13 protein-coding genes are annotated in these 16024 nt (G+C 46.3%); 12 read left to right on the top strand and 1 reads right to left on the bottom strand.

Features of this window, described 5'->3' with window-relative positions; translation table 11 throughout:
- The first annotated feature begins 14 nt into the window (after positions 1-14).
- Positions 15-1778, top strand: coding sequence for a sensor histidine kinase (locus MHI15_RS08395; protein ID WP_076186373.1), 1764 nt, complete (start codon positions 15-17; stop codon positions 1776-1778).
- Entirely contained in the window at positions 1756-3417 is a 1662-nt protein-coding gene (locus tag MHI15_RS08390; RefSeq protein WP_076281909.1) for a response regulator transcription factor, read from the top strand. Before MHI15_RS08395 ends, MHI15_RS08390 begins: the two co-directional genes overlap by 23 nt.
- A gap of 77 nt (positions 3418-3494) precedes the next feature.
- On the opposite strand, the gene MHI15_RS08385 is transcribed toward MHI15_RS08390, so the two are convergent.
- Complete coding sequence (locus MHI15_RS08385) at positions 3495-4322, bottom strand: TerC family protein (protein ID WP_036679597.1); 828 nt, start codon at positions 4320-4322, stop codon at positions 3495-3497.
- A 662-nt stretch (positions 4323-4984) separates the two neighbouring features.
- On the opposite strand from MHI15_RS08385, the gene nifB reads away from it, so the two are divergent.
- The 10 genes from nifB (at position 4985) to MHI15_RS08335 (ending at position 16001) form a co-directional block, all read left to right on the top strand.
- Positions 4985-6361, top strand: a complete 1377-nt coding sequence (gene nifB / locus MHI15_RS08380; RefSeq protein ID WP_341164323.1) for a nitrogenase cofactor biosynthesis protein NifB — start codon at positions 4985-4987, stop codon at positions 6359-6361.
- Between the two features lie 3 nt (positions 6362-6364).
- Positions 6365-7234, top strand: coding sequence for a nitrogenase iron protein (nifH, locus tag MHI15_RS08375; RefSeq protein ID WP_235219430.1), 870 nt, complete (start codon positions 6365-6367; stop codon positions 7232-7234).
- A gap of 75 nt (positions 7235-7309) precedes the next feature.
- Entirely contained in the window at positions 7310-8773 is a 1464-nt protein-coding gene (gene nifD, locus MHI15_RS08370) for a nitrogenase molybdenum-iron protein alpha chain (protein ID WP_076129186.1), read from the top strand.
- Positions 8770-10311: a nitrogenase molybdenum-iron protein subunit beta gene (gene nifK / locus MHI15_RS08365; RefSeq protein ID WP_341164322.1), complete on the top strand. Its 1542-nt coding sequence runs from the start codon at positions 8770-8772 to the stop codon at positions 10309-10311. Before nifD ends, nifK begins: the two co-directional genes overlap by 4 nt.
- A 160-nt stretch (positions 10312-10471) precedes the next feature.
- Positions 10472-11836, top strand: a complete 1365-nt coding sequence (gene nifE / locus MHI15_RS08360) for a nitrogenase iron-molybdenum cofactor biosynthesis protein NifE (RefSeq protein WP_312149182.1) — start codon at positions 10472-10474, stop codon at positions 11834-11836.
- A complete protein-coding gene (nifN, locus tag MHI15_RS08355; protein ID WP_076186360.1) occupies positions 11826-13163 on the top strand; it encodes a nitrogenase iron-molybdenum cofactor biosynthesis protein NifN in 1338 nt (445 codons plus the stop codon). The genes nifE and nifN overlap by 11 nt, the downstream gene beginning before the upstream one ends.
- Positions 13129-13533 carry a nitrogen fixation protein NifX gene (nifX, locus tag MHI15_RS08350; protein ID WP_076146356.1) on the top strand — a complete coding sequence of 135 codons (405 nt, stop codon included), beginning with the start codon at positions 13129-13131 and terminating at the stop codon, positions 13531-13533. Before nifN ends, nifX begins: the two co-directional genes overlap by 35 nt.
- Positions 13517-14083, top strand: a complete 567-nt coding sequence (locus tag MHI15_RS08345; protein WP_076279961.1) for a DUF269 domain-containing protein — start codon at positions 13517-13519, stop codon at positions 14081-14083. The genes nifX and MHI15_RS08345 overlap by 17 nt, the downstream gene beginning before the upstream one ends.
- Positions 14084-14121: 38 nt before the next feature.
- The gene (locus MHI15_RS08340) at positions 14122-14874 is read left to right on the top strand and encodes a HesA/MoeB/ThiF family protein (protein ID WP_076279960.1); all 753 of its coding nucleotides are present in this window, start codon (positions 14122-14124) and stop codon (positions 14872-14874) included.
- Entirely contained in the window at positions 14871-16001 is a 1131-nt protein-coding gene (locus MHI15_RS08335) for a homocitrate synthase/isopropylmalate synthase family protein (protein WP_076186351.1), read from the top strand. The genes MHI15_RS08340 and MHI15_RS08335 overlap by 4 nt, the downstream gene beginning before the upstream one ends.
- Positions 16002-16024 lie beyond the last annotated feature (23 nt).

The raw sequence follows: 16024 nt of genomic DNA, 5'->3' as shown, positions 1-16024 counted from the left end.
GGGAGAACATTCCAATGAAATCATTCTCCATCGGGTGGAACCCCGATTCCATTGTGATCAAGCTGATCGGAGCTTTCCTATTGGTCATGCTTCCACTCTGCGCGCTGAGTATATCTATTACCTACTATAGCTCCAACCAAATGCAAGCTGAAGTGGAGAGGGCGAACGAATCGAAGGTTCATTTTTACTATAGCCATCTTGAATTTGAGCTGCAACGGATAACGGGCTTAGTCACGGAGTACTCTCAGGATGAAACGCTGGCTACCTTCAGTACCCGTATTCCAATTATGAGCCGGTACGAAGTGGATTCTAATCTGAACAATATATACACCAAGCTAAAACAAATCAAAGAAACCAGTCCTTATATTAGTGATGTTGTGTATTATGTACCGGAAATTAATAAGCGGGTTAGCGCTGCGGTGGGGGTTAGGGATGTCACCAACGAGGAATGGCAAAGTCTGCTGGCCACTATGGGTAATCTGAAGGGTGCTTTATCTAAATACGAAGACGACTTATATTTACTGCGTAGTAATCCTTATAACCTGGATCGCAATCTTTCACCTAATTTTTTGCTGGGAGTGAAGCTTTCCTCACCTGAGCTTGAGTTGCGTTTGAAAGAATTTGCGGTATCAGGGGGGAGCGATATTACGTTAGCCTTCGGCAATAACGATTATGTGATATCAACTTCTGACCAGAAGCCCAGGTTGTTTCCCATAGAGAAACCTCTAAATAGTGAAGAGACTGTAAGTGTGCAGCGGTATCGTTTTGATAATTCTTTTTACTATTCGCTCTACGATCACAGCAATAACTTTAGGCTGACCGCAAATATTCCCAACACGGTGCTCATGAAGCCGATTCAAGTCTACTCATTGCTGCTGTGGCTGTTGTTCGTTGTCTCGATAGTGATCATTATCTTGTTCTCTTTATGGACGTACAGGATGATTCATCGCCCGATGTCTATTCTTATCAGAGGGTTTAAGAAAGCGGAGCAGGGGCAGACGGGGATCTTTATTACTCACTCCCGCAGGGATGAGTTTGGGTATCTATATTCTCGTTTCAATGAGATGCTTAAGCATCTGAATACGTTAATCGATGAGAACTACGTGCAGCGTATCCGGACAGGGGAAGCGGAGCTTAAACATTTACAATCGCAGATCACCCCTCATTTTCTCTACAACAGTCTATTTAGCATAAAACAGATGGCTGAGGTGGAAAATGTAGAGCTGATCAAGGAGTTCTCTGATTATTTAGGGCAATATTTTCGGTACATGACCCGGGATTCCGCCCAGGAGGTTACTTTGCAGCAAGAGCAGGAGCATGCTTTGGTCTATCTGGCTATACAGCGGATTCGTTTTGGAGCGAGAATTAGAGCTGAGGTAGATGAGATTGCAGCGGATTGCCGGGACATCAAAGTCCCACGGGTTCTCCTGCAGCCCATTATTGAAAATGTATTCGAGCATGGGCTTAAGCAAAAAAGCAGCAATGGCCTATTAAAAATGAGTTATGAAAAAGTTGAGCATACGCTGACTATTATAATAGAAGATAACGGTGACTCACTTAGTGAGGACAAGTTAAATCTCTTGCAGCGCCAGTTCTCCGAGCAGAATGCCATTCAGGGGGAGATCACGGGTTTATTAAATGTAAATCAGAGATTGAGGATCAAATTTGGTTCCCCTTATGGCTTGATGGCAGAGAGAAGCAGTTTGGGCGGACTTTGTGTAAGAGTCAATTTACCGCTTAAAGGGGACGTGCAGGATGCAACGAATGATGATAGTTGATGATGAGCCTAATATTTTGGATGGGCTGTACGAATTTTTTGTAAAGGCAGATTTTAAAGATTTGGAGATCATAAAGGTTCATTCAGCGGATCATGCCATAGACTGGCTTAATACCGTAAAAATAGATATTGTGCTTAGTGACATCTGTATGCCAGGTATGGATGGGATGGCGTTAATTCAGGAAATTGTCGACCGCTGGCCACGTTGTAAAGTAATTCTGCTGACAGGACATAATGAATTCGATTTTGCCCATCAGGCGATCCGAAATCCATGTGTAGTTGACTATTTATTGAAGACAGAGGGGATGGATAAAATTCGTGCCGCTGTGGAGCTGACTTTGGAGAAAATATCTTCAGAAGAGGATTATTTCTATAAAAGCCAGTGGCTTCGCGACAAGCTCCCGCGCGCGCTGCCCCAGTTACAGCAGCAGTTATTACACGATATTCTAAGACGCACCGAACGGATAGACCGGCAGAGCTTGCAGGTTGAATTCGATGCCATTCAGCTCCCGTTCAAAGCGGATGGATCCGTCCTGCCTATTATTCTGCGGATGGAGGCTTGGCGAAATTATGAAACGGCTTCAGACCGGAGTTTAATTCGTTATGCGGTAGCCAATATTGCGGAGGAGCTGCTCAGCGACAAGGTTGAAGTTAAGGCTGTGGATCTGGATCCGGGGACGATAGCTTGTTTTGTTCAGCCTAAAAGTGAAAGTGTATCCTCAATCAAGGAAGAAGAGCTCTGGTTAAAAACGCTGCGCTTCGTCCACGGAACAATGGAATCCGTTCAGCAAGCCTGTGGCAAATGTCTGCAACTATCTGTGTCTATCATCGCCAGTGATCAGGAAGTGCATTGGCATGAGCTGAACTATGCCTTGAACCGTTTACGATTAGCCATTTTTGATAGCCCCGGACTTGGGATGGAAAAGCTGCTGAGGATAAATACCAAGGAAGTGAGCCCAAGTCCAGGTTCTATGCATAATCGAAATGCAACAGCGGAACTACTGCTCGACTATTTAAAACAACGGCTGCTTGAAGGTGATCTCGATTGGGGCACATCTTTTCGCAAATGGGTGGAGCTCTCGGGGGAAGGTGGGCCGGAGGATCCTTTTTTGAGATTAAGATTAATGTCTGGGATCAGCAACACCCTGCTGCAGACTTTACAAGAATTAGGTTTAACGGAAAAAGCACATAGCGGTATGAATTTATCACGCATGTTATATTTTAATATCAATACACACTGGTCGGATGTCATCTCTTTTTATCACACGTTTTTTGAATGGATTATCTCGAACAGAAGCGCTACCTATAAACATGATGAATCGAATATCCTGTCCATGATCCACCAATATATTAAATCCCATCTGGCCGATGATTTGTCCTTAACCCGGATTGCGCAGGAAGTCTCACTTAATCCGTCCTATCTGTCACGCTGGTATAAAAGAACGACAGGGAAGGGGATTTCTGATTATATTCTGGAGAAAAAAGTGGAGCTGAGTAAGGAGCTGCTGCTTGGAACTGCTCTAAAAATGCACGAGATCTCCGGCCAGCTCGGGTTTAGTGATCAGCACTATTTTTTTCGATTCTTCAAAAAAACCGTTGGCTGTACGCCGCAGGAATATCGAGAGCAAAAACGAGGATAAATAGCATACCCCGAAAGACGGACACCTGTTCAGAAGGTGCATCTTTCGGGGTATGGTTTGTGGCTGTATTTTAACGATTATTTACCGAGTTGTTTGTCTACTTCTCGAACCGGATTCTCGCCAACATTCTCTTCAACCTTGTGGCTACTCATAAACCAGCCGATTACAGCGATGAGTACGAGCACAACGTAGAAGGTGGCTTTCCACCAGGTACTATGAGCGAAATCTTCGGACAGAACACCAAGTGAAGGGTGCGCCAATGTAATGACTGACAGCTTAACACCCACCCAACCTACGATAAAGAAGGCTGCAATTTCAAGTCCTGGACGGGAATGCAACAGCTTAACGAAGAAGGAAGCTGCGAAACGCATAATGACCAGACCGATAAATCCACCGGCAAAGATGACGAGGAATTGTCCACCATCAAGGCCTCCGATTTTTGGAAGACCACTTGCAGGAAGCGCAACCGCGAGTGCAACTGCGGCTAGGATGGAATCGACCGCGAAGGCGATGTCAGCAACTTCTACCTTCAGAACAGTAAACCAAAAGCTGGATTTCTTTTTATTGACCGCACCGTCAGTGCCGCTTTCAGCAGCTTCATCTGTGACGGGCTTTTTAAACAACAGTTTTCGGAAAATATGATTACCCGCGATAAATAATAAATAAATCGCGCCGATGGCTTGTACTTGCCAGATATCGACCAGATAGGAGATGACAAATAGCGAACCGAATCGGAACACGAAGGCTCCTGCTAATCCGTAAAACAACGCTTTTTTTCTTTCCTCATCAGGAAGGTGCTTAACCATAATTGCCAATACCAATGCGTTATCTGCGGCGAGTAGTCCCTCTAGTGCTACCAGAACAAGCAATACCCAACCGTACTCTAATAATAATCCCCAATCCATTACTGTTGTCCTCCCTTTTTGAATGCAAATATCTACCAAAAGATATCTACCCTACCATTTTAACCAAATTTATATAAAAAAGACCTTTACCAAACAGATTAGCCTTTGGAATAAAGGTCTAACCTGATTGGTAAAGGTCTCGCTAACAATGTGAATTGCCAATAAAGCCGGAGAATATCCTCATATTCTCGTATTGACGACTTTATTTAACAGCTACTCCCCTTTACGGGATATATTAAATTTTTAAGATTATTCAATGTGTTCTTGCCTAAAGAGATCATATACGAGATGAAAGTCATTGTCAATAAAAGTTGCAGAAATAAATGGATTCTATCTTTTAAGAATCCTTAAAATGGCCAGAAACATGACATGATGACGGAGAATCAACAGAGATTGAATAAAATGGAAACGGAAACATGATAGATATAGGTTATATAAACTAACATTTAATATGACGAAACTGCAAACATAAGGAAAAACAGGACTTAAAAAGGGAAAACTCGATTGACGATGTAGGTTGATGAAAATATGATGAAACTAATCAAAGCAATCAAGCGAGAAATGTGTTAACTAAAATCACATCAGTTGTTCTATCAGAGTGAGTTTTACTGCGAAGAAGTACTAGTAGTTCATGCTGCATAAAATTTTTAGGAGGTGGGGAAATGCCGCAGGCGTCATCGAGGTTATCCATTGAAGCAGAGGAGGAGCTCAGCCGCCATCCCTGCTACAGTGAGGAAGCTCATCGTTTTTTTGCTAGGATGCACATCCCGGTTGCTCCCGCCTGTAACATCCAATGTAATTACTGCAACCGAAAATTCGATTGTGTGAATGAAAGCAGGCCTGGTGTAGTTAGTGAAGTGCTAACTCCAGAGCAAGCTGAACGCAAAGTGAAAGGTGTAGCCGCACAGCTGATGCAACTGTCGGTAGTTGGGATTGCAGGTCCGGGTGATCCGCTGGCGAATCCAGAACGAACCTTTGACACGTTCGAACGAGTCAAGCGGCAGGTCCCTGATGTTACCCTTTGCCTGAGTACTAATGGATTGACCCTTTACAGGCATGTAGACGCCATACTAGCGCTAGGTATCCGTCATGTCACGATCACCATCAATGCCGTTGATCCCAATGTGGGCCGTGAAATTTATCCATGGGTTGTTGACGAAGGGATCCGGTACGAAGGACAAGAAGCAGCGGAGCTGCTGATCAGCCGCCAGCTTCAAGGTTTGGAGCAGCTGGCGCAGCAAGGTGTTCTTGTTAAAGTTAATTCCGTTATGATTCCAGGGGTCAATGATCATCATCTCCCTGAAGTATCGCGAACAATTAAAACGCTCGGGGCAACTCTGCATAATGTGACGCCTTTAATTATCGCACCGGGAAGTCAGTATGAACGGGATGGGCGCAAGGCGCCGCGTCCTAAAGAACTGCACAACCTGCAGGAAGTGCTTGGGCGCGAAGGGATGAAGGTCATGCGCCATTGTCGGCAATGCCGTGCTGATGCCATTGGGCTGCTAGGTCAGGATTGTAATCAGGATTTTATATTAGAAAAGATGGATGAAAATCCAGTTATTAATGAGCAAGCTAGAGCGCTCTTTCAACGTGAACTCGATGCCAAAATCCGTCAGTGTGTCAAAGCCAAAGAGCTAAGGCAGAACTCTTTCCAGCAAGGGCAGCACACCACCAAAGTCGCTGTTGCTACACGTGGTGGGGATAAGGTCAATCAACATTTTGGCCACGCGACAGAGTTCATGGTTTATGAAACGGATGGAATAAACGTGAAACTGCTAGGTATCAGAAAGATTCAGGCCTATTGCCACGGTAAAGCGGATTGTAATGGGGATAAGAATGCCGCGCTACAAGAAATTATTTCTATATTACAGGACTGTCAAATATTGCTCTGTTCTGGTATTGGCGATGTCCCTCGCGCCAGCTTAAATAAAGCCGGAGTATTGCCTCTGGTGCGTAAAGGTGAAATACAGGATGCGATTCTAGAAAGTGTGAAATTCAGCTCTTATTTTGAAAATATATCGATTTCGAAGGGATGATGAATGATGAGACAAATAGCTTTTTACGGTAAGGGCGGTATCGGTAAATCCACAACTTCGCAGAACACTTTGGCGCAGCTCGCCACTAAATTTGGTCAAAAAACAATGATCGTAGGCTGTGATCCTAAAGCGGACTCCACACGGCTGATTTTGAACACTAAAGCTCAGAATTCAGTGCTCCAATTGGCAGCAGAAAGAGGAACGGTTGAGGATTTGGAGCTTGAGGATGTAGTTCAGTTGGGATATGGCGACATTCTTAATGTGGAGTGTGGTGGACCTGAACCGGGTGTGGGTTGTGCCGGCCGCGGGATTATTACAGCTATTAATTTTTTGGAGCAGCAAGGGGCTTATGAAGGATTGGATTTTGTATCCTATGACGTACTTGGTGATGTGGTATGTGGTGGATTTGCAATGCCGATCCGTGAGAATAAAGCACAGGAAATTTATATCGTATGCTCCGGGGAAATGATGGCTATGTATGCGGCCAATAACATTGCGCGTGGAATTCTAAAGTATGCCAACAGCGGTGGCGTAAGATTGGGCGGTCTGATCTGCAACAGTCGTAATACGGACCGTGAGGATGAGCTCATTATGGAGCTGGCACGCCGTTTGAATACACAAATGATCCATTTTGTCCCGCGGAATAATGTGGTTCAGCATGCAGAGCTGCGAAGAATGACCGTAGCCCAATATAATCCTCATCATCAGCAAGCGAGAGAATATGAGATTTTGGCAGAAAAGATTCTGAATAACAATATGATGACAATCCCGACCCCGATTTCTATGGAAGAGCTGGAGGATTTACTCATGGAATTTGGTGTGATTGAGGATGAAGAGACGGCGCTGAAAAAGCTGAAGGCATCTGGCCAATAATTAGGTTCGTCCGGTGAACAGAAGTGGAGAGACGGCTGTTCACCGGATCACTCTGAGGGATGAGGAGGGTTCAGAATGGGGCTTAATATCGAAGATAACCAAAAGATGCTCGAAGAGATTCTTGAGGCTTACCCGGAAAAGGCACGGAAGGATCGTCAGAAGCATTTTGAAATCAATAATGAAGAGTTAATAAACTGTGGCAAATGCGCCATCAAATCGAATATGAAGTCCCGTCCGGGGGTTATGACCCAAAGAGGATGTGCTTATGCCGGCTCGAAAGGCGTGGTCTGGGGCCCGATCAAGGATATGGTGCATATCAGCCATGGTCCTGTAGGTTGTGGGCAATATAGCTGGGGAACAAGACGGAATTATGCCAACGGAACACTGGGCATTGATAACTTTACGGCTATGCAGGTGACGAGTGATTTTCAGGAGACAGATATTGTATTTGGCGGTGACAAGAAGCTTGAAGTCATTTGCCGTGAAATTAAAGAAATGTTCCCACTGGCTAAAGGAATTTCGATCCAATCAGAGTGTCCTGTGGGGCTAATCGGAGACGATATTGAAGCGGTGTCCAAAAAAATGTCTATCGAGCTAGGTATCCCGATCATTCCCGTTCGTTGTGAAGGGTTCCGTGGGGTTAGCCAATCCTTGGGTCATCATATTGCTAACGATGCGATCCGTGATTTTCTGATGGGGAAGAAGGAGCTTGCGGAATGTGGTCCTTACGATATTAATATTATCGGAGATTATAACATCGGTGGGGACGCTTGGGCTTCACGCATTTTACTGGAGGAAATGGGTCTGCGTGTTATTGCGCAGTGGTCTGGGGATGGAACCATCAATGAATTGGCGATTGCGCATAAGGCGAAGCTCAATCTGATTCACTGTCATCGCTCCATGAACTATATGGTAACGACGATGGAGAAAGCATATGGGATTCCTTGGCTGGAATACAACTTTTTCGGGCCGACCAAAACCGCTGAAAGCCTTCGAGCCATCGCCGCAAGGTTTGATGAATATATTCAGGAAAACTGCGAGAAAGTCATCGCTAAGTACACGCCACAAATGGAGGCGATAATCTCTAAATTTAAACCCCGGCTGGAAGGTAAAAAGGTCATGCTGCTGGTAGGCGGATTACGTGCCCGCCATACACTGGGGGCTTATGAGGATCTGGGGATGGAGGTAGTGGGCACAGGTTATGAGTTCGCTCACAAGGATGATTACGAGAAGACATTTCCTGAACTTCCGGAAGGCACTATTATTTACGATGATCCAACCGCTTACGAGCTGGAAGAGCTTGCGCAAAGACTTGATATTGATCTGATGGGCTCGGGTGTGAAGGAGAAATATGTGTATCACAAGATGGGTATTCCTTTCCGGCAAATGCACTCTTGGGATTATAGTGGTCCTTACCATGGCTATGATGGGTTTAAGATTTTTGCTAAGGACATGGACATGACCATTAACAGCCCAGTGTGGAGCTTGATTAATTCAGGGAAAACAGGATCACTCCCTAAAAAGGAGGCGGGCGTATGAAGGACAAACTGGAGATCCCAGATTACAATACATTATTTCAAACTGAACCCTATGTGAAGCAACGTGAAGGGAAAAAAGCATTCGAGGCACCCTGCAGTGAGCAAGAGACAGCAGAAGCATTAGCCTACTCGAAGTCGTCTGAATATAAGGATAAGAATTTTGCCCGCACCTCACTGGTAGTTAATCCTCATAAAGCATGCCAGCCCCTAGGAGCCTTGATGGCTGCGCTGGGATTCGAGAAAACTCTGCCGTTTATACATGGCTCTCAAGGCTGCACTGCGTATTTTCGTAGTCATTTAAGCCGTCATTTCAAGGAGCCGACCCCCGCAGTTTCTTCCTCTATGACAGAAGATGGTGCGGTGTTTGGAGGGATGAACAATCTTATTGATGGTCTTGAAAATAGTGTGGCGCTCTATAAGCCAGAGATGATAGCTGTATCCACTACATGTATGGCTGAGGTTATAGGGGATGATCTGCAGGCTTTTATATCCAATGCCCGCCAGAAGGGTGCAATTTCGAACGAAATTCCAGTGCCCTACGCCAACACGCCAAGTTTTTCCGGATCACATATTACAGGTTACGATTCCATGTTAAAGTCTATCCTCAGTACCTTGTTCATCCGCTCTGGGATTGAAGCTACCCCTGGCAGTGGAGAGGGAACTGGAGAGAAGCTGAATGTCATTTTAGGGTTTGAGCCTTATACGGGGAATTTTGCGGAAATTCGAAAAATCCTTGCCGCGTTTGATACAGGCTACACCTTCCTTGGTGACCACAGCGGAAATTTTGATTCCCCGGCTACGGGAGAATATTCCTATTATTATGGGGGAACGAAGCTGGCGGATGTGCCGAAGGCAGCTAATGCGTTGGGAACTCTTTCACTTCAGAAATATTCTGTCAAAAAAACATTGGAATACATCAGCGGCACATGGAAACAACAGACCGTTGCGATGTCGACTCCGCTGGGCATTCATGCCACAGATCGGCTAATAGAGTCTATCAGTGAATTAACGGGATTGCCCATTCCGCCTGAGCTTGTGGAAGAACGTGGCCGGGTAGTGGATGCTTTACTCGATAGCCACCCTTATCTGCATGGCAAACGAGTGGCTTTAGTTGGCGATCCGGATTTGCTGATCGGCCTGATTGAATTCTGTCTGGAAGTCGGTATAGAGCCTATTCATATTGTGTGCTCTAATGGGGAAAACGGATTTAAAGAAGAAGCGAAAGCTCTGCTTGCTGCCAGCCCCTACGGAGCAGAAACAACGGTTCATATCGGAAATGATTTGTGGCATATGCGCTCTCTGCTAATTGATGATCCTGTGGATCTGGCCATTGGAAGCTCTCATCTTAAATTTGCTGCCAAAGATGCCGACGTACCGTTGATCCGTGTAGGCTTCCCTATCTTTGACCGCCATCATCTGCATCGTTATCCGATTATCGGTTATCAAGGTGCCTTGAATTTGTTAACTACTATAGTAAATACAATCCTGCAGGGGTTGGATGAGGATTCATCTGGCTTCAACCACGATCTTGTTCGTTAGTAGGAGAACGTTAAGCCGAATGTATACTTCCGATTCATTCGCTCGTCCTCATACGGAGCCGAGCGTTGGGGAGCGGCCGGAAGTCCAATATTTATCGTAGTGACACTGAATAACTGAGCATTTTAAGCGTAAGGAGTATTCAGTTACGGGAGGTGGTACGATGGAGTCCATCAGAAACGATGTATTCGACGCGCAAGCTTGCGGGAGCTTAACTCCGAAATCGAAACCATGTCCACGCCCCAAGCCGGGCGAAGCGGCTGGGGGCTGCTCCTTCGACGGAGCCCAAATCACGCTGCTGCCGATCATGGATGCTGCGCATCTTGTCCATGGGCCGGCTGCTTGTGCCGGGAATAGCTGGGAAAGTAGAGGGGCTTTGTCAAGCGGGCCTTCGCTTTCACAATACGGATTCACTACAGATCTCAACGATAACGATATTATTTTTGGTGGAGAAAAAAAACTGAAAGATAGCATTGACTATATTGCCGGGCGCTTTATGCCTCCGGCAATATTTGTATATGCGACCTGTGTGACAGCATTGATTGGCGAGGATTTGGATGCGGTATGCAAGGAAGCGGCAGGCAGATTGGGGCTTCCTGTGATCCCCGTGAACAGCCCCGGATTCGTAGGCAGTAAGAATCTTGGAAATCGGCTGGCTGGTGAAGCGCTGCTACAATATGTCATTGGCACAGGTGAACCAGAAATGGTGACTCCTTTAGGTGTGAATTTGATTGGGGAGTACAATATCGCGGGTGAAATCTGGGATATCGAGAAATTAATGAAGAGTGTTGGAATTACGCTAATGTCCAGAATTACAGGGGATGCAAGATATAAGGAAATTACATGGGCACATCATGCAAAAGTGAATATGGTTGTGTGCAGCCGTGCATTGTTAGGTCTGGCAAAAGAAATGGAGGCAAGATACCACATTCCTTATTTCGAAGGCTCCTTCTATGGGGCCAAGGAGACAACTTATTCCTTACGTCAAATGGCTTATTTGCTGAATGACCGTGAGATGGAGCGGCGTGTGGATCGGTTGACGGAACGAGAGGAAAGCAGACTGATTCAGGAGCTGCGGCCCTACCGCAAGCTGCTTAAAGGAAAGAAAGCAGTTCTCTATACGGGTGGAGTAAAAAGCTGGTCGATTATTTCCGCGCTGAAGGAGTTAGGCGTTCAGGTGGTAGGTGTAGGCACGAACAAAAGCACGGAAGATGATATACGGCGTATAGCGGATCGTGTTGGTGATGACACCGAATATATCCCGGAGGGCGGGGCAAGCCGAATTATCAAAACCGTCCGGGATCGTAAGGCAGATATTATGATTGCTGGCGGACGGAATATGTATGTGGCAATGAAAGAGCAGATTCCGTTTATCGATATTAATCAAGAAAGACACAAGGCCTATGCTGGTTACGAAGGTTTACTAAGGCTGGCTAAGGAGCTGACGTATTCTCTTGCTAATCCAATCTGGAAGCTGGCTGCCAGTGCCGCTCCCTGGGATAAGGAGGAACCTTCCTATGACCGTTAACAAAAGGAGTAAACCTACTTCAGTTAATCCAATCAAAATCGGTCAATCCCTTGGTTCCGTACTGGCATTTCAGGGTTGCTACAAGGCATTGCCTATTGTGCATGGCGCGCAAGGTTGTTCCGCATTTCCGAAGGCGCTGCTTACCCGGCATTTTCGCGAGCCAATAGCCGTACAGACCTCTGCTTTGCAGGAGATGGATGTAATCTTTGATGCGAATCGTAATTTAGAGGAAGCTCTAAATACCATACTCAGTAAACACCGACCAGACATTATAGGCATTATTGGGACTGAGCTGACGGATGTGGCTGGAGTGGATTATCAATCCATGCTCAAGACCTATAAAAGGGAGCGGAACATGCGGGGTGGGCTTGCTTTTTCCGTCACCTTACCTGACTTTCGTGGTTCATTGGAATCGGGGTTCAGTTCTACCGTGGAGGCGATGCTTGATGAGATGATTCAGCAGGTAGGCCATCGGGGTTCAAGGAGTGTGAATTCACGTCAGATTACCCTCTTGCCGGGATCGTTTCTGACGCCGGGTGATGTGATGGAGCTGAAAGAAATGATATCCTCCTTCGGTTTTGAGGTAATTGCTGTACCTGATATATCGACCTCTTTGTCTGGGCATCTGCTGACAGGATTTTCACCGCTAACAAGAGGTGGGGTGCCTCTAGATTCGATGCTGCAAAGCTTGCATTCGGGTCTAACCCTTGCCATCGGCGGAAGTATGGAGCGTCCAGCTAGAAGACTGCATAATGCGCTGGGAACTCCCTACAAAGTATTCGAGAGTGCTATGGGGCTTAAAGCAACGGATGATATTTTGCAATTTCTGCATCAAATTAGCGGGGAGCCGGTACAGCTTCGTTATTGCTGGCAACGAGAGAATTTATTGGATAGCATGCTGGATGCTCATTTTCAATTTGCGGGAATGTCTGCACTTGTTGCGCTGGAGCCAGATCATTTGTATACCGTATCTTCTTGGCTCGAAGAGCTGGGGGTGGAGCAAAAGGCCCTGGTCACTTCCTATGAAACTCCTTTGGTGGTTGAGATGGAACGAGAGGTATGGGTCGGTGATCTGGATGATGTTGAGTTTTTGGGTAAAGGTGCAGATTTATGGATCGGTAACTCACATGGGATAAATGGAGCGGCGCGGTTAGATGCAGCATTTATGGCGGCTGGATTTCCCGTTTGGAATGAGCTTGGTGCTTATATGGCCACTTCTGTAGGGTATCGGGGAGCGATGGAGTGGACGAATAAAGCGGCGAATCTGTTAATGCGAAGGGAGGAGGAACATCGTGAAAGTAGCATTCGCTACAGAGGATGGAATTAGAGTGAATGCCCATTTTGGGCAGAGTCCGATGTTCGCAATTTATAAAGTTACCAAAAGTGGCGGGGAGCTTATAGATCTTCGTAAACTGCCAACGATTCTCAATCAGGATGAAGCAGGCAAAATAGAGAGTCGTCTGGAGGTGGTAGAGGATTGCACACTAATATTCATCATGCAGATTGGAGCCTCAGCAGCGGCAAGAGTCACACGTCGTAAAATTATGCCGGTAAAGGTTCCACCAGGCAGTCCTATTGATGAGCAAGTGAAGCGGATTGTTGAAATGCTACAGGGCAAACCACCGATGTGGCTAGCCAAGGTATTACATGCTGAAAATGAAGCGGAAGGGGCGAGTGTAGATGGATCCCATAGCTAATGAGAGTGCTGCATTAATGGGCCGGGTTGCTCCGGAAGCGGCAGTATTAAACCGCCGTAGTCGAACCACGGAGAAAGAGCTGGATAAAGATATAGCAAAGATGTTCATACGGCGGTTGTGTCAATTGCTTGATACAGAAGACTTTTTTGGAAGACATGCTTCTCTTTCACCACAGAAGAAGATCGAACGATTGTTTCTCGCTTCCGCTGAAGATAAGAACAAATCTGATTTTAACTGCGCGGTTTCTCCAAAAGTCCGTTTGCAGGTTCCTCTCTTGTTTCAGGCGGTGGCGGGCGTGATCGAGGAGAAGAGTGGGGTTCTGGTTCAGAGTTCATCTGAAATAAACGGGGAAGGATTTGGGCGTGCTCTTTTATATAGTGATCGGATTATTCTTGTGTTAAAAAGCTTGAGAGCAGGTTTTCCGTTTCCTTTTACCTCTGAGGAGAAAGTAATTCGCTACGGCGTTGCTTGTGTAGAAGAAGGGTTAGCCTTTATGGATAAATTTAATGAAATGACAGCTCTTTATGGAACGGATGGTCTGGAGGGTTAGATTCCAATGATGCAGCTCAGCCACAGGGAGGGAGCAACATGGAGCAGCTTATAGGCGGCACCGAACTGGAACGATACGCTCGCCAATTGAAGCTGCTTGGAGAGGGCGGGCAGAAAGCGCTAAAAGAAGCTACAGTGATGATTGCTGGAATTGGAGGGCTTGGAGGCACTGCCGCACTTTATTTAGCTGCTGCCGGAATCGGCAAGCTGATCTTGGCGCATGAAGGAAACATTGTGCCTCCAGATTTAAATCGACAGATATTGATGGACAGTGATCATTTAGGTATGGAAAGGATGAGCACAGCCATTCAGCAGCTAAAACGTCTGAATCCAAATGTTGAAATGGAAGGATTTAATTCGAAGATTGAATATAATATGGCAAAACCTTGGGTAGAACAAGCCGATATAGTGATTGATGCACGGTATGATTTTCCGGAAAGATATACGTTGAACCGCCTATGTGTAGAAACCGGCACGCCAATGGTAGAGGCGGCGATGTATGGATTTGAGATTTCACTAACAACGGTTATACCTGGTGAAACCCCTTGCTTAGAGTGTCTTTATCCGGATGTGAATCCAGAATGGGAACCGTTTGGCTTTCCAGTATTGGGAGCAACCTCCGGAATTGCGGGTTGTCTGGCTGCGTTGGAAGCCGTAAAATGGGTTACAAGGGTAGGGACGACTTATGCGGGCGTAATGCATCGCTTCAATTCACTCGACTTCGCCTGTTACAGCGTCCATATTACCCGTAATCCGAATTGCACTTGCTGCGGAGAGGAAGGTAAACCGTGAAAAGTCTCAGGCTATGTGACACGACACTTAGGGATGGTGAACAGGCGGCTGGAGTTTCATTCACGAGGGAAGAAAAGCTGGAAATCGCAAGGTTGCTGTCGGAATGCGGAGTGGAGCAAGCAGAGGTAGGAATTCCTGCCATGGGCAAGCAAGAGCAAGAAGATATTGCGGCTATCGCTGATTTAGGTCTACCTATGAAGATGATGACTTGGAATCGGGCTTTGGAAAGTGATATCGACAAAGCTTGGGCGACGGGTGTGAACTGGAGTCATGTATCGATCCCTGTCTCGGAAATTCAATTACAAGGTAAGCTAGGTTTAACACCTGCCAAAGGTCTGACAAGATTACTGCATGCGACGGAATATGGCCAACGGCTAGGAATGACTGTGTCGGTGGGGATGGAGGACTCTTCAAGGGCAAGTATGGAGTACCTGGTTGAACTGGTAAATACATTATATAAAGAAGGCATTCGTTGGTTCCGTTATGCAGATACGGTATCTGCTCATCATCCGGGTCAAATGGCAGAGCGGGTAAGCACATTACTTAGTGCTGTTCCTGTAGATGTAGAGCTTGAGGTACACTGCCACAATGATTTTGGTCTTGCGGCTGCAAACACACTTAGCGGTATTGCCGCGGGTGCGGTCTGGGCAAGCACTACGGTAGCAGGGATTGGTGAACGTACCGGGAATGCAGCAATGGAAGAAGTAGTAATGGCTTGGCGTTATCTTTATGGCGGAGAGAGCAGCGTACGTCCGGAGTGTTTGAAGGGGCTGGCGGATAGGGTGATCACAGCCTCGGGCCGAAGTGTCGGCGATGCCAAACCAATCGTCGGATCACTCGCCTTCACACATGAATCTGGGATACATGTTGACGGTTTGTTGAAAGAAACAGCCACCTACCAGACCTTTGATCCCACAGAGGTGGGGAGAGCACATCATTTTGTGTTAGGTAAACATTCCGGAAGTGGTGGAATCATGCATGTTCTGAACGCACATGGTTTAGAGGTTAGTGCTGGAACCGCGGGACGTTTGCTTGAACGGGTGAGAGACTATGCCGAAGTTAATAAAGTGAATGTGCCAGAGCTCCTCTTGGTTGAATGGCTGAGGGAGGATTGGCAACGACCGTAAGAGATATTAGTAAGAATGAATAA

The sequence above is a fragment of the Paenibacillus sp. FSL H7-0918 genome (assembly GCF_038007025.1).
GTDB classification, from domain to species: domain Bacteria; phylum Bacillota; class Bacilli; order Paenibacillales; family Paenibacillaceae; genus Paenibacillus_AQ; species Paenibacillus_AQ odorifer.
Note: the sequence above shows the minus strand (reverse complement) of the source record. Positions and strands in the feature narration are given on the sequence as shown.